Source organism: Rathayibacter sp. VKM Ac-2754 (assembly GCF_009807095.1).
Classification (GTDB): Bacteria; Actinomycetota; Actinomycetes; order Actinomycetales; family Microbacteriaceae; genus Rathayibacter.
The window spans coordinates 384,958-402,661 of sequence record NZ_WUCC01000001.1 but is presented as its reverse complement, the minus strand read 5'-3'; the positions used below and the strand labels follow the sequence as shown (position 1 = coordinate 402,661).

Sequence of the window (17,704 nt, the reverse complement as noted above, 5' to 3'; positions counted from 1 at the left end):
GGCCCGGCCTAGGCTTGAGGGCATGACCGCCATTCGTCCTCGGCGACTCCGCACGACCCCGGCCCTGCGCCGGCTCGTGCAGGAGACGCGCATCCACCCGGCCCAGCTCGTCCTCCCGCTCTTCGTCGCCGAGGGGATCACCGAGCCCCGCGCGATCGGCTCGATGCCGGGGGTGCTGCACCACTCGCTCGACAGCGTGCGCGGCGCCGTGACGGAGGCGGCGGAGGCCGGCATCGGCGGTGTCATGCTCTTCGGCGTGCCGATGACCCGCGACGCGGTCGGCTCCGGTGCCACGGATCCCGACGGCGTGCTGAACGCGGCCACGCGCGCCGTGGTGGCCGAGGTCGGCGACGACCTGGTCGTGCAGACCGACCTGTGCCTCGACGAGTTCACCGATCACGGGCACTGCGGCGTGCTGGATGCGCGCGGGCGAGTCGACAACGACGCGACGCTCCTCCGCTACGAGGAGATGGCGCTGGCGCAGGCCGATGCGGGATCCCAGCTGCTCGGCCTCTCGGGGATGATGGACGGGCAGGTCGGCGCGATCCGCACCGCGCTCGACGCCGCCGGGCGCCTCGACACCGCGATCCTCGCCTACTCGGCGAAGTACGCCTCGAGCTTCTACGGGCCGTTCCGCGAGGCGGTCCAGTCGACGCTCGAGGGCGACCGGCGCACCTACCAGCAGGATCCGGCCAACCGCCGCGAGGGCCTGCGCGAGGCGACCCTCGACCTGGCCGAGGGTGCGGACATCGTGATGGTGAAGCCCGCGATGAGCTACCTCGACGTGCTGTCGGACGTCGCCGCCGTCTCGGACGTGCCGGTGTGGGCGTACCAGGTGTCGGGGGAGTACGCGATGATCGAGGCCGCCGCCGCGAACGGCTGGATCTCGCGCGAGCCCGCGATCCTCGAGTCGGTCACCGGCATCCTTCGTGCGGGCGCCGACGCCGTGCTCACCTACTGGGCGGTCGAGATCGCCAGGGACCTCCTGAAGTAGCCCGCCCGGGATCCGCTGAGGTACGCCCCGTATCGTGGAGTCGTGACTGCCTCCGCGAACGACACCCTGTACGAGCGTGCCCGCCACGCGATCCCCGGAGGCGTGAACTCGCCGGTCAGAGCGTTCCGCTCGGTCGGCGGCACCCCGCGCTTCATGGTGTCGGCGGCGGGACCGTACATCACCGACGCCGATGGTCGCGAGTACGTCGACCTGGTCTGCTCCTGGGGTCCGGCCGTGCTCGGCCACGCCCACCCCGAGGTCGTCGCGGCGGTGCAGGAGGCGGCCGCGCGCGGTCTCTCGTTCGGTGCGTCGACGCCCGCCGAGACCGATCTCGCCGAACTGGTGGAGGCGAGGATCACCGCCGGCGGTGTCTCGCCGATCGAGAAGCTCCGTCTCGTGTCCACGGGCACCGAGGCGACGATGACCGCGATCCGCCTCGCCCGCGGTGTGACCGGGCGCGACCTGCTGGTCAAGTTCTCCGGTCATTACCACGGCCACTCCGACGGCCTGCTGGCCGACGCCGGCTCGGGCCTCGCGACGCTCGCTCTGCCCGCCTCCGCCGGCGTGACCGCGGCCACGGCTGCGCAGACGATCGTCCTGCCCTACAACGACCTCGAGGCAGTGCGGGCGGTGCTGGCAGAGCGCGGCTCCGACATCGCCGCCGTCATCACCGAGTCGGCCGCCGCGAACATGGGCGTCGTCGCTCCGGAGCCCGGTTTCAACGCCGCCCTCGCCGACCTGGTCCACGCGAACGGCTCGCTGCTGATCATGGACGAGGTGCTGACCGGCTTCCGCGTGAGCGCCGGCGGCTGGTGGGGGCTCGAGAACCGCGACGCCGAGGAGCCCTACCGCGCCGACCTCTACACGTTCGGCAAGGTCATCGGAGGCGGCATGCCGGTCGCCGCGCTCGGCGGCCGCGCCGACGTGATGGACCACCTGGCCCCGCTCGGGCCGGTCTACCAGGCGGGCACGCTGTCGGGGAACCCGGTCGCTGTCGCAGCGGGGATCCGCACGCTGCAGCTGGCCGACGACGCGGTGTACGCGGCGCTCGACGCCACGGCGCTGACCCTGCAGCGCGAGGTGTCGGCGGCGCTCTCGAAGGAGGGCGTCGCGCACACGGTGCAGACCGCGGGCAACCTGTTCAGCTTCGTGTTCTCGGACCTCGGGCGTCCGATCCGCGACTACGCGGAGGTGCAGGCGCAGGAGGCGTTCCACTACCCGGCGTTCTTCCACGCGATGCTCGACGCCGGCGTCTCGCTGCCGCCGTCGGTGTTCGAGGCGTGGTTCGTCTCGGCTGCGCACGACGACGCGGCGATCGGCCGGATCGTCGACGCGCTGCCCGCCGCCGCGAGGGCCGCGGCGGCAGCGACGGCGTAGCCCCGGCGCTCAGCCCCGCCGCGCCACCGACTTCGGCAGCACGAACACGAGCGCGAAGGCCGCGACCGCCATCAGCGCGCTGACGAGCATCGCCGGCGCCGCGGCATCGAGGAAGCCGGAGGCGACCGTGTCGGGCCCGGTGATCACGAGCCCGCCGAAGAGCACGCTGCCGATCACGGCGATGCCCACGGCCGAGCCGATCCGCTGGATGGCCGAGATCACTCCGCTCGCCGCTCCCGCGTCCTGGGGGTCGACGGTCGCGACGATGAACTGCACGTTCGGGGCGATGAAGAAGCCGTTGCCGAGCCCGGCGATCAGCAGCGGAGCGAGCAGCTGCCAGTTGGTGATCGAGTCGGGAGTCGCATTCAGGAGCACCAGCCACACCCAGAGCAGGCCGATCGCGACCAGGGCGCTGCCGATCACGAGCACGTTGCGTCCCAGGCGGGCGGTGAGGCGGTTGCTCTGCGACGAGCTGATGATGCTGCCGATCGCGAACGGGATCGAGACGAGCCCCGACTCGAGGGCGGAGTACCCCAGCCCCGACTGCCAGAGCAGCGAGATGGTGAAGAAGATGCTCGTGAACGCCGCGAAGTAGACCAGCGCGAGGATGACGCCCCCGGTGAACGCCGGGTGGCGGAAGAGCGACGGCGGCACGAGCGGAGTGCGCCCGCGGCGCGTGTAGACGAGCTCCCAGGCGCCGAACGCCGCGAGGAGCACGACGCCGCCGATGATCGAGAGGATCGTCCAGAGCGGCCAGCCCTCGTCCTCGCCCTGGATGAGCGGCACGAGCAGCGCGACGAAGCCGGCCGAGAGCAGCACGAGACCCAGCCAGTCGACTCCGCCGCTCTTCGCGCGCTCACCGGTGGCGAGCTCGCGGCGGGCGGGGAGCAGGATCGCCGCGGCGATCAGCGTGACGATCCCGATGGGCAGGTTCACCCAGAACACCAGGCGCCAGCCGTTCTCGTCGCCGAAGGCCTGGATGATGAGGCCGCCGATGATCGGACCGAGCGCCGACGAGACTCCGAGGACCGCGCCCATGACGGCGAAGGCCTTGCCGCGCGCGGGCCCGCGGAACAGGAGCTGGATGTACGCGTTGACCGCGGGCACGAACATGCCGCCGGCGAGGCCCTGCACGACGCGGGCGATCACGAGCTGCACGTCGTCGGCCGCGAGACCGCAGGCGAAGCTCGCGACGGTGAACAGCGCGACTCCGCTGACGAAGACCCACTTGTGGCCGAACCGGTCGCCGAGGCGGCCGGCCGGGATCAGGGCGAGCCCGAACGCGAGCGCGTAGCCCGAGATGATCCACGAGAGCGTCGACTCCGAGGCGTCGAGCGTGGTGCGGATGGTGGGCAGCGCGACGTTGACGATCGTCGTGTCGAGCAGGGCGATGAACATGCCCGCGAGGAGCACCACGAGGGATCGCCAGGCGCGGCGGTCGGGAGCGGGAGGGGCGCCGGCAGCGGCGTGCTCGGTCGACGTCTCGGTCATGCGGAGGGTGCCTTTCGAGCGGAGGGGGAGGTGCAGCGCTCAGCGCCCTCCGTTCGAGGGGCGGCAGCCGCATGTGAACTCTCGCAGGACTAGCCGCGATTCGCGCAGTCGCCACCTGTGCTCGTGCTCAGGCGGGCTCGGACAGGGCCTCCTCGAGGGTCGTCGTCGGGCGGCCGAGCAGCTCGCCGAGCGTCGGATCCACGATGCCCAGCCGGCGCTGCCGGGAGGCGCGGACGATGCCGAGCATCATGGCGGCACCGAACTCGGGGACCCCCGCGGCGACGAGCCCCGCGAGGTAGTCGTCGTCGCTCACCTGCTCGTGGCGGATCGGTCGCCTGAGCACCGCGGAGGCGGTCGCGACGAGCTCGGCGAGGTCGGCCGAGCGGTCGGAGGTGAGCGTGACCACCGGCTCCGCGAGCGACTCGTCGAGCAGGAGGGAGGCGATCCCCGGCGCGAGGTCGCGGTGGAAGGTCCACGACACGGGTGCGTCGACGGGGACGCTCAGCACGCCGGTCTCGGCGGCGGTGCTCAGCAGGCGGAGGGGAGTGTCGGCGTAGAAGCCGTTCCGCACCGCGGTGAACGCGAGCCCGCTGTCGCGCAGCATCGTCTCGGTCGCCGCGTGCGTGACGGCGGGCGGGAAGGGCGAGAGCGCGTCCGAGCCGACGTGGCTCGTGTAGAGCACGCGACCGACACCGGCGGCGCGGGCCGCCTCGATCGCGGTGCGGTGCGCGTCGAGCGCTGCCGTGCCGTGGCGCGGGGCCGAGACGACCAGCACCCGATCGGCGCCCTCGAAGGCCGAGGCGAGGGACGCCGGGTCGTCGTAGTCGCCGCGCCGCACGCGCACACCGCGCTCGGCGAGGGCGGACAGCTCGTCGGGCCGGGTGGTGCTGACCCCTATGGTGCTCGGGTCGGTGCGCTCGAGCAGCGCGTCGACGACGGCGCCGCCGAGACGGCCGCCGGCTCCTGTGACGATGATCATGAGGTCCTCCTGGTAACTGCGCTACCCAGGTGAGTGGTAGCGCTGTGATCACGACGCTACCACTCTGATCGGTAGCATGGGAACCATGACGTCGGACGCGCCCTCCGCCCACGAGCGGATCCTCCGCGCCGCCCTCGAGCTGCTCGACGAGGGCGGAGCGGAGGCGGTCTCGACCCGCGCGGTGACGGCCCGCGCCCAGGTGCAGGCCCCCGCCCTCTACCGGCTCTTCGGTGACAAGGAGGGGCTGCTCGACGCGGCCGTCGAGCGCGTCCACGCCGACTGGGTCGCCGCGAAGAGCACGCGGACCCTGCCCGAGGACCCGGTCGAGGCGATCCGCGTCGGCTTCGACGACGCGGTGCGGTTCGGTCTCGACCACCCCGCGGCGTACCGCCTCGCGCAGGCGCGGGCCGATCCCGGAGCGGCGATCGCCCTCGGCATCGCGATGCTGCAGGAGAAGGTGGCGACGGTCGCGCGAGCCGGGCGCCTCCGCGAGACTCCGGAGCGCGCGAGCGCTCTGCTGCACGCGGTCGGCCGCGGAGTGACGCTCTCGCTGCTCGACACGCCTCGCGAGCAGCGCGACCTGCGGGTGGCCGAGGTCGCCCGGGAGTCGGTGATCGCAGCCGTCACGATCGAGGCGCCCCCCGGCGACCGCGTCACGCTGACCTCGACCGCGGTCGCTCTGCGCGCCCTGCTGCCCGAGGCGGAGGCACTGCTGCCGGCCGAGCGTCAGCTGATGGAGCTCTGGTTGGAGCGCATCGCGAACGTCTGACGCCCCGGATCGCGCAGAACGCGCCGAGGGCGCTGTTTTCGATTATTTCGAATATTCTCGGAGAATGCTCGCCTCAGAGACCTCCCGTCGGACTCCCCGCACCTTCCTCCCGCCCGACGGGTCGCAGCGACGCGACGTCGTCGACTTCGCGCGCCGGCTCTCGATCAGCGGATCCGGGGGTCACGACACTGCCGTCCTCATCTCGCCCGACGGTGAGTCGGTGCGGATCCCCGGAGAGATCTTCGACGCGCTCGTCACGGTGGCCGCGGCGCTCGCCAACGGCGACGGAGTGACCGTGATGCCGTCGCGGGCGCGGCTGACGACGCAGGAGGCCGCTGACTTCCTCGGAGTGTCCCGGCCGACGTTCGTCAAGATCCTCGAGGCCGGCGGTCTCGAGTTCGAGCTCGTCGGCAGGCATCGGCGGGTCATGCTCAGTGCGCTGGTCGAGTACCAGGAGCGGATTCAACGCGACCGGCTGCGTGCTCTGGCCGACCTGACCGCATCGTCGCAGGAGCACGACCTCTACGGGGCCGACCTGCCCCCGTTCGAGCGGGCCTCGCCGAGCGAGGCGTAGTCGCCAGTGCGGTTCCCGGTCTTCTTCGACACGAACGTCCTCTACAGCGCGAGTCTCAACGACTTCCTCCTCCGGCTGGCAGCGCGCGGGGCCTTCCGGCCACTCTGGTCGGCAGACGTGCTGGACGAACTCGGACGGAACCTCCGGCGCAGTCTTCCTCCGCGGGCCGTCGACCGGCGGATCGACGCGATGCGGCAGCACTTCCCGGACGCGATGGTGTCGGGCTACGACTCCCTGATCGGGGTGATGAGGAACCATCCGAAGGACCGGCACGTGCTCGCCGCGGCGGTTCGAGCGGACGCCGCGGTCCTGGTCACGTTCGACCTCGCAGACTTCGGCCCTGCTTCGGTCGTCGGTTTCGACCTCGAAGTGAGGCATCCGGATGCGTTCCTCCTCGATCAGCTCGATCTTCTGCCCGAACTCGTGCTCGAGGCGCTCCACGAGTGGTCCGACGCCTGTTCGGCTCCTCCGCTCACTCCCCTTCAGCTCGTCTCGGCACTGGAGAGAGCGGGCGTCCCACGATTCGCGAGGATGATGCGGCAGGCTCTCGAGGAGTGATCCTGAACTGCTGACGCCGGCTCACCGCCGCCGCGACTCCGCGAGGCGGGCGCAGTCGATGCAGAGCTCGGCGGTCGGGCGGGCCTCGAGGCGGGCGGCGCCGATGGGGCGGCCGCAGTGCGCGCAGACGCCGTAGTCGCCGGCGGCGAGACGCTCGCGGGCCGACGCGAGTTCGCGGCCGGTCAGGGCGAGGGCGTCGCGCACCCCGGCCATCCGCGACCATTCGGCCGAGAGCGGGGTCCCCTCCGGGTCGTGCTCGTCGTCGGCGGTGCCGTCGCCGCGGGCGAGCAGCAGGTCGGTGAGCGCCTCCTCCAGACGCTCGGCCTCGAGCCGGGTCTGCGCCTGCTTCTCGACGAGCATCGCGTCGAGGAGGCGCTGCTCCTCCTGATCCATCGGCATCCGACCATGCTCCCATCGCGGGGCGCGGAGGACGATCGGTCCGGGCAGACTAGGGGCATGCCCGTCGTGACCGTGCTCCCCGACCGCCTCGAACTCCGCCTCACCCCGGCCGAGCGGATCCTGGCCTTCCACCGCGGCGATGTCGTGGTCGACCGCTCGAGCATCCGCTCGGCGACCGTCACGGAGGATCCGTGGATCTGGGTCCGCGGCATCCGCGCCCCAGGGACGGCCGTCCCGCTGACGATCGCGGTGGGGACCTGGAAGTTCCACGGCGGCAAGGACTTCCTGCTGATCAAGCGCAGGCCGTCGGCCGTCGTGATCGATCTGGCCGACGAGGACTACTCGCGCCTGATCATCAGCACCCGCCACGCGCAGGAGCTGATCGCCGCGCTGCAGCTCGGCACGGGGACGGCGGCGATCCCGGTGATCGAGACGGACGACCTGGTGATCGTGCCCGAGGTCGCCGAGCAGGCCGCGGCCCGTGTCGCGGCGGCGAGCGCGAACGCGCAGGAACCGGCGGCGGAGCCGACCCCGGAGCCGACCCCGGAGCCGACCACGGAGCCGACCCCGGAACCGACTCCGGAACCCGCCCCCGCCCCGAAGGCGAAGAAGAAGCCCGCCACCCCGCGCACCCGCACTCCGCGTCCCGACTCCTCCGTCGGTCACGCCTCGGCCGAGCCCAGCGGAGCGACCGAGGCTGCGGAGTAGAGCCCCCAGGGCCTCAGCGCCTCACAGCTTCAGCCGCACCGCTGTCTCGAGCGCCGCCTCGATGCTGAGCCGCCAGCCCTGCGCCAGCCGTTCCTTCGTGCCGGAGTAGAGGCTCGCGCCATCGACGAGGTTGCTCGAGCACGCGCAGACCATGCCGGCCCGGAGCCCGCGGAGCCGTGCCACGACGTAGAGCGCGCTCGACTCCATCTCGACGTTGAGGATCCCGTGCTTCTCGAGCGTCGCGATCCACTCCGGAGTCTCGGCGTAGAACGCGTCGTCGCTCGCGTTGATCCCGGAGTGCACGGGCACTCCCTCGCGCTGCGCGATCTCGCGGGTCGCGGCGAGCAGCGCCGAGGTCAGCTCGAGGTCGGGCACCGCCGGGAAGCCCGGGTGCGCGTAGGCGGCGCTCGTGCCGTCGTTGCGGAGCGTCCCCTCGCTCACGAGGAGCGCCCCCGGCTCGATCCCGGGCTGCGTCGCGGCCGAGCTGCCCACGCGGATGAACGAGGTGACGCCGACGCGCGCGAGCTCCTCGACGGCGATCGCGGTCGACGGGCAGCCCATGCCGGTGCTCGTCGCCGTGATCGGGTGGCCCTTGTAGGTGCCGATCATCGTCAGATGCTCGCGGTTGGGCGCGATCTCGCGGGCGTCGTCGAGGAACTCGGCGATCATGGGCACGCGGAAGGGGTCGCCCGGCAGCAGCGCCACCGTCGACACCTCGCCCGGTGCGATCCCGATGTGGTACCTGTGCTCGTCTTCTATTGGCGCTCGCCGATGCCGGCTGCGGTCTTGTCGACGGTTGTGCTCATCCCGCGACCCTACGCAGGCGCTGTTTCGCGCCCGTTTCGGCGAGACGCCCGTTTCGACCTGTGAATCAGGCGCGGACGTCGACCAGGGTGCGGCCGCGGACCCGCCCGCCGAGGACGTCCTCGGCGATCTGCAGTGCGCCTCCGAGCGACACGGTCGACGTCAGCGCGTCGAGCAGGTCGAGGTCGAGGTCGTGGGCGAGGCGGCGCCAGGCCTCCTCGCGGAGCTTGCGCGGAGCCTCCACCGAGTTGATGCCCGCGAGCGTGACGCCGCGCAGGATGAACGGCATCACCGTCGCGGGCAGGTCGGCGCCCTGCGCGAGACCGCAGGCGGCGACGGTGCCGCCCCAGCGGGTCTGCGCGAGCGCGTTGGCGAGGGTGTGCGAGCCGGCGGAGTCGACGACTCCCGCCCAGCGCTCGGACTGCAGCGGCTTGCCCGCCTCCTGCAGTGCGGCGCGGTCGACGACCTCGGCGGCGCCGAGACGACGGAGGAAGTCGCCGTGCTCGGCGGCGCGGCCGGAGGAGGCGACCACCTCGTGGCCGAGTCGCGCGAGAAGGGCGATCGCGACGGATCCGACCCCGCCGGCGGCTCCCGTGACGAGGACGGGCCCCTCGCCCGCCCGGACGCCGTGGCGCTCGAGTGCGAGGACGGCGAGCATCGCGGTGAACCCCGCCGTGCCGATCGCGCCGGCCCGCGCCGACGAGATCGCCCCGGGGACGCGCAGGAGCGACTCCGACTCGACACGGGCGCGCTCGGCGAACCCTCCGTCGTGGCGCTCGCCGAGACCCGCACCGTTCAGCACCACGCGGTCGCCGGAGTCGAAGCGCTCGGCCGCGGCGCCGTCGGCGTACTCGACGGTGCCGACGACGTCGATCCCGGCGATCAGCGGCGTGCGGCGGACCACTCCTGGGCGGCCGGCGAGCGCGAGCGCGTCCTTGAAGTTGACGCTCGAGTACTCGACGGCGATCGTCACGTCGCCGTGCGCCCGATCGGGTTCGTCGCGATCGACGAGTCGTGCGCGGTTCGGGGTCTCGGAGGAGTCGTGCCGTTCGACGACGATGGCTCGGAACATGAGCCCACGCTACGCCCGAAGGGCCCCGCGGATCAGGGTCAGTTCAGGTCCTCGTCAGTTCAGCGCCCGCGTCCCCTCGGGCAGCGCGCCGCCGGCGTAGAGAGCCTCCGCGGTCTGCTGCAGCGCCGTCAGGGCGACGCGCTGGGTCCACGGGCCGTAGGAGATCCGGGCGAGGCCCAGCTCCTCGAAGCGGGCGGGCGACTGCGAGCCGGGGACGCCGATCACGCTGACGCGCTGGCGGCCGAGCGCGGCGACGAGGGCCTCGAGCTCGGCGTCCTGCAGCAGACCGGGAACGAAGAAGCAGGTGGCTCCGGCGTCGAGGTAGGCGCGGCCGCGCTCGATCGCGTCGGCCAGCACCTCACCGCGGTCGCGGTCGCCCGCCTTCACGAAGGCGTCGGTGCGGGCGTTGAGCGCGAAGGGGACGGCCTCGGCCTCGGCGGCCGCGACGGCCTTCTCGACCGCGCGCAGCGCCTCCGGGAGCGGCTTCAGCTGGTCCTCGAGGTTCGCGCCGACGACGCCCACCTCGATGGCGCGGCGGACGGTCTCGCCGGCGTCGCCGTAGCCCGCCTCGAGGTCGGCCGACACGGGCACCTCGACCGCGGCGACGATGCGCGCGATCATGCTCAGGTGCAGGTCGAGGGGGATCCGCTCGCCGTCCTCGTAGCCGAAGCTCGCGGCGATGGAGTGGCTGGCCGTGGCGAGCGCGCGGGTCTCGGGGAGGGCCGCGACGGTGGTCGCCGAGACGGCGTCCCAGACGTTCACCACGCTCAGCAGCTCGGGGGCGGTGTGGAGGTCGACGAGGGTGCGTCCGCGCGCTTCGATGCTCATGAGGCGAGCGTACGGCTCGCATGCACGGCACAGGCGACGGCGTCGCAGCCTTGACAGACCACGAGCTGGGTTCGGCACGACGGATCGACGCAGTTGCGCATCCGGCTCGTCGGCGCCTCGCAGGCGGTGCAGCGCCCGATCACCTCGGCATCGGGGGAGAAGGTGAGCGAGCCGCGGCCGTCGAAGACGTAGAGCGCACCCCGCCAGTGGCCGGCGTCGCGCCGGGCCTCGGCGTAGCGGACGATGCCGCCGTCGAGCTGGTACACCTCGCCGAAGCCGCGCGCGGTCATCAGGCTCGACAGCACCTCGCAGCGGATCCCTCCCGTGCAGTAGGTGACGACGGGGCGCCCCTTGAGGTGGTCGTAGGCGCCGGAGTCGAGCTGCTCGACGAACTCGCGTGTGCTCGAGACGCCGGGCACGACGGCTCCGTCGAACCGGCCGATCTCGGCCTCGAACGCGTTGCGGCCGTCGAAGAAGACGACGTCCTCGCGCTCGGCGACCAGCGCGTCGACCTCGTCGGGCTGGAGCCTCGTGCCGGTGCCGACCACTCCGTCCGCGTCGACGCGGAGCTCGCCGGGCGCACCGAACGACACGATCTCGTCGCGGACCTTCACCGAGAGCCCCGGGAAGTCGACGCTCCGGCCGTCCTCGTCGAGGCCCGAGCCCTCGCTCCACTTGACCTCGAGCCCGTGGAAGGCGGAGTGCTCGCGGGTGCGGCGGACGTAGCGCTTCAGCGCCGTCATCTCGCCGCCGAGGGTGCCGTTGATGCCGTCCTTCGAGAGCAGGAGGCGACCGCGCAGACCGAGGGACTCGCAGAGCTCGCGCTGCCACAGCCGCATCGTCTCCGGGTCGGCCAGCGGCACGAAGCGGTAGAACAGCAGGATCTTGGGCAGCACCGGCACAGCCTACGAGGGTGCCGACCCCGGGCGAAACGGCGGCGCAACATGCCTGTGCCAGCATCGTCGGATGTCCGACGCCACCAGCACCGTGCCGCACTCGCGCGTCGAGGACGTCTTCGGACTCGTCACCGGCGCCTTCGTCGTCTCGTTCGGCCTCTTCCTGCTGCGGGCGAGCGAGGCGGTGACGGGCGGGACGGCCGGACTCGCGCTCCTCCTCGGCTACCCGCTGCCGATCCCGTTCGGCGTGATCCTCGTCGTGGTCAACCTGCCGTTCCTCGCGCTGTCGCTGTGGAAGAAGGGCTGGCGGTTCACCCTGCGGACGATGTTCTCGATCGTGCTGGTCTCGGTGCTCGCGGGGCTGCACCCGCTCGCGTTCGGGTCGCTCCGCATCGACCCGGTCTACGGGGTGCTGACGGGCGACATCCTCGCCGGGATCGGCCTGCTGATCCTCTTCCGGCACGGCTCGAGCCTCGGCGGCTTCAGCATCGTCGCGCTGATCGCGCAGGAGCGCCTCGGCTGGCGGGCGGGCTACGTGATGATGGCGCTGGACGCCTGCGTGGTGGCGGCTGCCCTGCTGGTGGTGCCGCCGGTGAACGTGCTGATCTCGGCGGCGGGGGTCGTCGTGCTCAACCTCGTGCTCGCCTTCAACCACCGGCCTGGGCGCTACCTGGGGTCGTGATCGCAAGCCCTGGATCGGCGGCCGCCCCTTCGTAGGCTGGTCGAGGCTCGCGGATCGCGCGCCCCCCTCGAACGGAGAACCGGATGTCCGACTGGAACTACGACCCCTACGCCCGACTCGGCGAGGTGCCGACCTTCGCCCTCACCAGCGACGACATGGCCGACGGCGAGCCGCTGGCGGCGCGCCACTACGGCGAGGGCGCGGGCGGCGAGGACGTCTCGCCGCACCTGGCCTGGTCGGGAGCGCCGGAGGGCACGAAGAGCTTCGCCGTCACGGTCTTCGACCCCGACGCGCCGACCGGCTCGGGCTTCTGGCACTGGGCCGTCTACAACCTCCCGGCCGACACCGCCGAGCTGCCGACCGGCGCCGGGTCCGCCGGCTTCGAGCTGCTGCCGGCCGGCGCGCAGACGCTGCCGAACGAGATGCGGCTGCGCCAGTTCATCGGAGCGGCGCCGCCGGACCGCGAGCACCGCTACTTCTTCGCCGTGCACGCCCTCGACGTCGAGGCGCTCGAGCTCGACCCCGAGTCGACGCCCGCGATCCTCGGCTTCAACGTGCACTTCCACACGCTCGCGCGCGCCGTGATCGTGCCGACGGCGACGCCCGGCGGCGCCTCCTAGAGACGCCGATGCCGCGGAGGCGCGCTACCCGAAGAGGGTGCGCGCCTCCTCGTAGCGGTAGTCGGGCACCGTCTTCAGGGTGCCGAGCGCCTCGGCGAAGTCGACGTGGTAGATGTCGGTGCCGCGCAGCGCCACCATCCGGCCCCAGTGCTCGGCGACGACGGAGTCGATGGCGGCCATGCCGAGGCGGGTAGCGAGGACGCGGTCGAACGCGGTGGGGGTTCCTCCGCGCTGGATGTGGCCGAGGGTGGTCGCGCGGGTCTCGATGCCCGTGCGCTCCTCGATCATCGGAGCGAGCATCTCGCCGATGCCGCCCAGGCGCGGGCGGCCGAAGGCGTCGAGGCCGCGCTCGGAGTGCGCGTCGTCCATGCTGTCGAGCGAGAAGCCCTCGGCGACGACGACGAGGGGAGCGCGACCGCGGTCCTGAGCGCTCTTCACCCACTCGACGATCTGCTCGATCGAGGTCTTCTTCTCGGGGATGAGGATCACGTGCGCGCCGGCGGCCATGCCCGAGTGGAGGGCGATCCAGCCGACGTGGCGTCCCATGACCTCGGCGACCATGCAGCGCCCGTGGGAGTCGCCGGTGGTGCGGAGGCGGTCCATCGCGTCGGTCGCGATGCCGACCGCGGTGTCGAACCCGAAGGTGTAGTCGGTCGCCCCGAGGTCGTTGTCGATCGTCTTGGGGACGCCGACGATCTTGAGCCCGGCGTCGGTGAGGCGCTTGGCCGCGGCGAGGGTGCCCTCGCCTCCGATCGCGATGATCGAGTCGATGCCGTTGCGCTCCATCATCCCGGCGATCTTCTCGGGGCCGCCGTTCTCGCCCTCGAAGGGGTTCGTGCGGCTCGTGCCGAGGATGGTGCCGCCCTGCTTGGCGATGCCCTGGATGTCCGCGCGGCCGAGGGGGAGCAGGTCGCCGTCGACCACGCCGCGCCAGCCGTTGCGGAAGCCGACGAACTCCTGGTCGTACACCTTCATGCCCTTGTAGACAGCGCCGCGGATGACGGCGTTCAGCCCGGGGCAGTCGCCCCCGGAGGTCAGGATCCCGATCTTCACCCGCTCAGAGTAGAGGACGCGGGGGCGCGCTCGGGGCAGGAACGACGACGGGCCCCTCCTCGCCGCCTCGAGGAAGGGCCCGTCGTCGTACCGGACTAGTTGGCCTGGCTCGTGTTGACCACGCCGTTGACGCCCTCGGGGAAGAATCCGCCCTTGGTGGTCGCCTTCGGGTTCAGGTACACGACGTTGAGGACCTGGCCGGGGTTGCGGCTGAAGGCGATGCCGTTGGCGTCGGTGGGCTGGATGTTGGCCTCACCGCCGACCTTGACACCCTGGTCGAGATCGGTGGCCCCGTCGAGGCTGTCGCGAGCGTCGGAGAGCTTGCCCGCCTGCACGTCGAGACCGGCGCTGTAGATCGCCGAGCGGATGGCACCGGCGTGGTACGCCTCGACCGCGAGGATGCCGGCGGCCGCCTCCAGGTAGACCTTCGACTCGATGAGGGGAGCAGCGCCCTTGTAGGCGGTGACTCCGACGTCCTCGAAGACGTAGGCGCCGAGCAGGAAGTTCTGCTCGTTCAGGAACGGGTCGAAGGACCCACCGGCGGGGATCAGGCCGGCCGCGGTCGCGGCGGCGTTGAAGCTCTCGGTGAGGTTGATTGACGGGCGTGCGACAGCGGCGCCGCCGAGCTGGGCCCGGAGGAACTTGACGTGCGCCTTCTCGTCGTTGGCGACCTCGCGGGCGAACGACTTCAGCCACGGGGTCTTGAACGGGACGGCGCGGCCGCCCTTGACTCCGCCGAGACGGCCGACGCCGCCGGTGTCGCTGCTGTTGAGGCCCGAGCCGGTGACGGCGCGGAGGTAGAACTCGGCCTCGAGGTACTCGAGGTTGAGCGCGAAGTTGAGGACGGCGGGGTCGCCGGGGCCGGCGGCCGCGACTTCCTCGGCCGAGGCGGAGGGGGCGGCGAGGGCGGCTGCTCCGATGCCGAGGCCGGCGATGCCGGTGGCCTCGAAGAAGCGACGACGATCGAGGGCCGTCTCGGAGCTCCTCACGATCGCGTTGCGGATGAAGGTCGTGTCGAACATGTGCGCATCTCCAGTGATAGGCGGATGCCGGACGACGTGGTTCGTCGCCGCGACAGCGCGAAGCTACGCCCGGGAACCGAGCACTGACCAGCGAATTCCCGACATCGGATCTGCGCATGTGGTCATCGCGGTTGGACCAATCCGATGCGGGCGCGGCTCCGAACACGTCGTGGATGGCGGTTCTGCGGAGAGGCTTCCGGAGCCGATGTCGGAGGGCGCGGTTAGCATCGCTGCGTGTCGATCACCCACCCTGCTCCCGTGCCCGCCAGGGCAACGGTGTACGCGCCGGCCGTGCCGGTGAGCCTCGCGCTCACCGTGCGCACGCTGCTGCGGGGCTCGGGCGACCCGACGATGCTGATCGACGCCTCCGGCTACTGGCGCGCCTTCCGCACGCCGCTCGGGGCGGGCACTCTGCAGCTGCGGCAGGCCTCCGACGGCGCGGTGCACGCGCGGGCGTGGGGCGAGGGCGCCGAGTGGCTGATCGACAGGGTGCCCGAGCTGCTGGGGCACGGGGACGACTGGAGCGGGCTCGACCTCTCGTCGCACCGGCCGCTGGCCGAGGTGCTGCGGCGCTCCAGCGGGCTCCGGCTCACGCGGGCCAACCTCGTCTTCGAGATGCTCGCGCCGTCGATCCTCGAGCAGAAGGTCACGAGCACGGAGGCGTGGCGCGCCTATCGGGTGCTGGTGCGGCGCTACGGCGATCCGGCACCCGGCCCCGTGCCGCTCCACGTCGCGCCGACGGCCGAGCAGTGGCGCCGCATCCCCTCGTGGGAGTGGCACCGGGCCGGCGTCGACCCGCGGCGCTCGCGCACCCTCCTCACGGCGGCCCTCGTCGCCCCCGGTCTCGAGCGCACCCTCGCGCTCGGCCGCGGCGGCCCCGAGGTCGCGGCGCGACTGCAGTCGGTCCCCGGGATCGGCGCGTGGACGGCCGCGGAGGTGATGATGCGCGCGCACGGCGACCCGGATGCGGTGAGCGTCGGCGACTACCACCTGGCCGCCTCCATCGGCTTCGCTCTCACGGGGCGGCACGGGGTCGACGACGACGGCATGCTCGAGCTGCTCGAGCCGTGGCGCGGGCACCGCCAGCGCGTGATCCGCCTGATCGGCACGAGCGGGGCGCGCAAGCCCAGGCGGGGCCCGAGGATGACGATCCAGGACCACCGCCGGCACTAGGCCCCCGTCGCACTACGCCCCGAGCTCCTCCAGGACCGCCATCGCCGCGTTGTGCCCGCCGAGACCCGAGACGCCGCCCCCGCGCCGGGCGCCCGCACCGCAGAGGAGGATCCGCGGGTGAGCGGTCGCGACTCCCCAGCGCTGGGCGGGGGTGTCGAGCGGCTCGTCGTCCTCGGCGAACGGCCACGACAGCGGACCGTGGAAGATGTTCCCGCCGGGGAGCCCGAGGCTCGCCTCGAGGTCGCGCGTGGTCCGCGTCTCGATGCACGGCGCCCCGTCGGCGTCGCGCATCACCAGGTCGCGGATCGGCTCGGCGAGCACCGAGTCGAGGGAGTCGAGGATCTCGGCCTCGAGGCGCGCCCGCGTCTGCTCGTTGTTCTCGGCGGTCAGCCAGCGGTCGGGCGTGTGCAGGGCGAAGACCGTCAGGGTGTGCGCTCCCGAGGCGGCGAGCTCGGGCGAGAGGACCGTCGGGTCGGTCAGCGAGTGGCAGTAGATCTCGCACGGGATCGGGCCGGGAGCGATTCCGCGGGACGCCGCCCGGTAGGACTCCTCGAGGTGCCGGTAGCCCTCGTTGACGTGGAAGGTGCCGCCGAAGGCCGCCTCCGGGGTCACGCTGTCGTCGCGGAGGCGGGGGAGCCTGGTCAGCACCAGGTTCACCTTGACCTGTGCTCCCTCCGGTCGCTCGGCGCCGACTCCCGACCCGCCGCCCATCAGAGAGTCGAGGACGAACGGCGCCGCGTTCGAGAGCACGAAGCGGGCGCGGACCCGCCGCGTGCGGGGACCGCGGCGATAGGTCACCTCGCCGTCGGCGCTCACCGAGGTGGCCTCGGTGGCGGTGAGGATCCGCGCGCCGGCGTCGAGGGCGGCGCGCTCGAGAGCGCCCGACACGGCGCCCATGCCGCCCACGGGGACGTCCCAGTCACCGCTTCCGCCTCCGATCACGTGGTAGAGCAGGCAGCGGTTCTGCGCGAGGTCGGCGTCGAGAGCGCCGGCGAAGGTGCCGATCAGCGCGTCGGTGAGGAGGATGCCGCGGGCCGCATCGTTCGTGATGTTCCGCTCGATGACCTCGCCGATGGGCCGCTCGATCATCGCCCGCCAGACGTCGTCGTCGCCGACGAGACGCCGCGCCTCCCCTCGGCGCAGCAGCGGCTGGGTCAGCGTCGGCCAGAGAGCGCGCGCCATCCGCGCGGTGTGCCGCGAGAAGTCGGCGAACGGGTCTGCGTCGCCGGCGGCGCCGAGCCGGGCGAACGAGGCGGCGGTCGCCTCCGCATCGCCCGTGTCCACGAGGAGGCCGCGGGTCGGATCGACGGGGTCAGGCGTGTAGGAGGAGTAGCGGCGGCGCACGAGCGGGACGTCGACGCGCAGATCGGCGAGGATCGACGGTGGCAGCAGGCTCACGAGGTAGGAGTACCGGCTGAGGCGCGCCTCGACGCCGGGGAAGGGGTTCTCCGAGACCGCGGCACCGCCGGCGCGGGCGCTCCGCTCGAGGACGAGCACGTCGAGTCCGGCCTGCGCGAGGTAGGCGGCGGCGACGAGTCCGTTGTGGCCCGCGCCCACGATGACGACGTCGACGGCGGGGTCGGAGGGGGCGGGGCCGCCCGACCGCCGCGGACCGGGCGCGGTGCCGCTGCGCTCGGTGACGTCCTTCGGGCGGTGCCGGTCGCGACGGGCGGTGCTTCTGGCCATGCGCTCCAGTGTGCTCGGC

The 17,704-nt window shown here is 72.5% G+C and carries 19 protein-coding genes; 9 read left to right on the top strand and 10 right to left on the bottom strand.

Features of this window, described 5'->3' with window-relative positions; all coding sequences use genetic code 11:
- The first annotated feature begins 22 nt into the window (after positions 1–22).
- Together hemB and hemL are read left to right on the top strand one after the other, a co-directional pair.
- On the top strand, positions 23–994 hold the full coding sequence (gene hemB, locus GRS92_RS01995) for a porphobilinogen synthase (RefSeq protein ID WP_159852808.1): 972 nt from the start codon (positions 23–25) through the stop codon (positions 992–994).
- Positions 995–1,036: 42 nt separating this feature from the next.
- Positions 1,037–2,371, top strand: coding sequence for a glutamate-1-semialdehyde 2,1-aminomutase (hemL, locus tag GRS92_RS01990; protein ID WP_159852806.1), 1,335 nt, complete (start codon positions 1,037–1,039; stop codon positions 2,369–2,371).
- A gap of 9 nt (positions 2,372–2,380) precedes the next feature.
- Here hemL and GRS92_RS01985 read toward each other — a convergent pair whose 3' ends face one another.
- Together GRS92_RS01985 and GRS92_RS01980 are read right to left on the bottom strand one after the other, a co-directional pair.
- The gene (locus GRS92_RS01985; RefSeq protein ID WP_159852804.1) at positions 2,381–3,862 is read right to left on the bottom strand and encodes an MFS transporter; all 1,482 of its coding nucleotides are present in this window, start codon (positions 3,860–3,862) and stop codon (positions 2,381–2,383) included.
- Positions 3,863–3,989: 127 nt separating this feature from the next.
- Complete coding sequence (locus GRS92_RS01980) at positions 3,990–4,841, bottom strand: NAD(P)H-binding protein (protein ID WP_159852802.1); 852 nt, start codon at positions 4,839–4,841, stop codon at positions 3,990–3,992.
- A gap of 85 nt (positions 4,842–4,926) precedes the next feature.
- On the opposite strand from GRS92_RS01980, the gene GRS92_RS01975 reads away from it, so the two are divergent.
- The 3 genes from GRS92_RS01975 (at position 4,927) to GRS92_RS01965 (ending at position 6,742) form a co-directional block, all read left to right on the top strand.
- On the top strand, positions 4,927–5,610 hold the full coding sequence (locus GRS92_RS01975; RefSeq protein ID WP_159852800.1) for a TetR/AcrR family transcriptional regulator: 684 nt from the start codon (positions 4,927–4,929) through the stop codon (positions 5,608–5,610).
- A 64-nt stretch (positions 5,611–5,674) separates the two neighbouring features.
- Positions 5,675–6,184, top strand: coding sequence for an excisionase family DNA-binding protein (locus tag GRS92_RS01970; protein WP_159852798.1), 510 nt, complete (start codon positions 5,675–5,677; stop codon positions 6,182–6,184).
- Positions 6,185–6,190: 6 nt separating this feature from the next.
- Positions 6,191–6,742: a PIN domain-containing protein gene (locus GRS92_RS01965; RefSeq protein WP_159852796.1), complete on the top strand. Its 552-nt coding sequence runs from the start codon at positions 6,191–6,193 to the stop codon at positions 6,740–6,742.
- Positions 6,743–6,763: 21 nt separating this feature from the next.
- Here the strand turns inward: GRS92_RS01965 and GRS92_RS01960 are convergent, their stop codons facing one another.
- Positions 6,764–7,141, bottom strand: a complete 378-nt coding sequence (locus tag GRS92_RS01960) for a TraR/DksA family transcriptional regulator (RefSeq protein WP_235021770.1) — start codon at positions 7,139–7,141, stop codon at positions 6,764–6,766.
- A 57-nt stretch (positions 7,142–7,198) separates the two neighbouring features.
- Here GRS92_RS01960 and GRS92_RS18815 point away from each other — a divergent pair, with 57 nt between their 5' ends.
- Entirely contained in the window at positions 7,199–7,849 is a 651-nt protein-coding gene (locus GRS92_RS18815; RefSeq protein ID WP_204162106.1) for a hypothetical protein, read from the top strand.
- Between the two features lie 21 nt (positions 7,850–7,870).
- Here GRS92_RS18815 and GRS92_RS01945 read toward each other — a convergent pair whose 3' ends face one another.
- From GRS92_RS01945 to trhO, 4 genes are all read right to left on the bottom strand, one after another.
- Positions 7,871–8,554, bottom strand: a complete 684-nt coding sequence (locus GRS92_RS01945) for a nucleoside phosphorylase (RefSeq protein ID WP_159852794.1) — start codon at positions 8,552–8,554, stop codon at positions 7,871–7,873.
- Between the two features lie 166 nt (positions 8,555–8,720).
- A complete protein-coding gene (locus tag GRS92_RS01940; RefSeq protein WP_159852792.1) occupies positions 8,721–9,725 on the bottom strand; it encodes an MDR family oxidoreductase in 1,005 nt (334 codons plus the stop codon).
- A gap of 54 nt (positions 9,726–9,779) precedes the next feature.
- Positions 9,780–10,553 carry an isocitrate lyase/PEP mutase family protein gene (locus tag GRS92_RS01935; RefSeq protein ID WP_159852790.1) on the bottom strand — a complete coding sequence of 258 codons (774 nt, stop codon included), beginning with the start codon at positions 10,551–10,553 and terminating at the stop codon, positions 9,780–9,782.
- Entirely contained in the window at positions 10,550–11,446 is an 897-nt protein-coding gene (gene trhO, locus GRS92_RS01930; protein WP_268817133.1) for an oxygen-dependent tRNA uridine(34) hydroxylase TrhO, read from the bottom strand. The genes GRS92_RS01935 and trhO overlap by 4 nt, the downstream gene beginning before the upstream one ends.
- Positions 11,447–11,519: 73 nt before the next feature.
- Here trhO and GRS92_RS01925 point away from each other — a divergent pair, with 73 nt between their 5' ends.
- On the top strand, positions 11,520–12,131 hold the full coding sequence (locus GRS92_RS01925; protein ID WP_159852788.1) for a YitT family protein: 612 nt from the start codon (positions 11,520–11,522) through the stop codon (positions 12,129–12,131).
- Positions 12,132–12,214: 83 nt separating this feature from the next.
- Positions 12,215–12,751, top strand: coding sequence for a YbhB/YbcL family Raf kinase inhibitor-like protein (locus tag GRS92_RS01920; protein ID WP_159852786.1), 537 nt, complete (start codon positions 12,215–12,217; stop codon positions 12,749–12,751).
- Between the two features lie 24 nt (positions 12,752–12,775).
- Here GRS92_RS01920 and GRS92_RS01915 read toward each other — a convergent pair whose 3' ends face one another.
- Positions 12,776–13,804 (bottom strand): 6-phosphofructokinase, encoded by a 1,029-nt coding sequence (locus GRS92_RS01915; RefSeq protein ID WP_159852784.1) that lies wholly within the window; start codon positions 13,802–13,804, stop codon positions 12,776–12,778.
- Positions 13,805–13,899: 95 nt separating this feature from the next.
- Positions 13,900–14,826, bottom strand: coding sequence for a ferritin-like domain-containing protein (locus GRS92_RS01910; protein ID WP_159852782.1), 927 nt, complete (start codon positions 14,824–14,826; stop codon positions 13,900–13,902).
- A gap of 234 nt (positions 14,827–15,060) precedes the next feature.
- Here GRS92_RS01910 and GRS92_RS01905 point away from each other — a divergent pair, with 234 nt between their 5' ends.
- Entirely contained in the window at positions 15,061–15,999 is a 939-nt protein-coding gene (locus tag GRS92_RS01905; protein ID WP_327437418.1) for a DNA-3-methyladenine glycosylase family protein, read from the top strand.
- Between the two features lie 12 nt (positions 16,000–16,011).
- Here GRS92_RS01905 and GRS92_RS01900 read toward each other — a convergent pair whose 3' ends face one another.
- Positions 16,012–17,685 carry a phytoene desaturase family protein gene (locus GRS92_RS01900; RefSeq protein WP_159852780.1) on the bottom strand — a complete coding sequence of 558 codons (1,674 nt, stop codon included), beginning with the start codon at positions 17,683–17,685 and terminating at the stop codon, positions 16,012–16,014.
- Positions 17,686–17,704: the final 19 nt, after the last annotated feature.

What these genes read in the sequence shown, in the direction of transcription:
- GRS92_RS01900 (WP_159852780.1), bottom strand. Translation starts at nt 17,685, where the DNA reads ATGGCCAGAAGCACCGCCCGTCGCGACCGGCACCGCCCGAAGGACGTC.
- GRS92_RS01920 (WP_159852786.1), top strand. Translation starts at nt 12,215, where the DNA reads ATGTCCGACTGGAACTACGACCCCTACGCCCGACTCGGCGAGGTGCCG.
- GRS92_RS01975 (WP_159852800.1), top strand. Translation starts at nt 4,927, where the DNA reads ATGACGTCGGACGCGCCCTCCGCCCACGAGCGGATCCTCCGCGCCGCC.
- GRS92_RS01985 (WP_159852804.1), bottom strand. Translation starts at nt 3,862, where the DNA reads ATGACCGAGACGTCGACCGAGCACGCCGCTGCCGGCGCCCCTCCCGCT.
- GRS92_RS01980 (WP_159852802.1), bottom strand. Translation starts at nt 4,841, where the DNA reads ATGATCATCGTCACAGGAGCCGGCGGCCGTCTCGGCGGCGCCGTCGTC.
- GRS92_RS01925 (WP_159852788.1), top strand. Translation starts at nt 11,520, where the DNA reads ATGTCCGACGCCACCAGCACCGTGCCGCACTCGCGCGTCGAGGACGTC.
- GRS92_RS01970 (WP_159852798.1), top strand. Translation starts at nt 5,675, where the DNA reads ATGCTCGCCTCAGAGACCTCCCGTCGGACTCCCCGCACCTTCCTCCCG.
- GRS92_RS01940 (WP_159852792.1), bottom strand. Translation starts at nt 9,725, where the DNA reads ATGTTCCGAGCCATCGTCGTCGAACGGCACGACTCCTCCGAGACCCCG.
- GRS92_RS01935 (WP_159852790.1), bottom strand. Translation starts at nt 10,553, where the DNA reads ATGAGCATCGAAGCGCGCGGACGCACCCTCGTCGACCTCCACACCGCC.
- GRS92_RS18815 (WP_204162106.1), top strand. Translation starts at nt 7,199, where the DNA reads ATGCCCGTCGTGACCGTGCTCCCCGACCGCCTCGAACTCCGCCTCACC.
- GRS92_RS01960 (WP_235021770.1), bottom strand. Translation starts at nt 7,141, where the DNA reads ATGCCGATGGATCAGGAGGAGCAGCGCCTCCTCGACGCGATGCTCGTC.
- hemB (WP_159852808.1), top strand. Translation starts at nt 23, where the DNA reads ATGACCGCCATTCGTCCTCGGCGACTCCGCACGACCCCGGCCCTGCGC.
- GRS92_RS01910 (WP_159852782.1), bottom strand. Translation starts at nt 14,826, where the DNA reads ATGTTCGACACGACCTTCATCCGCAACGCGATCGTGAGGAGCTCCGAG.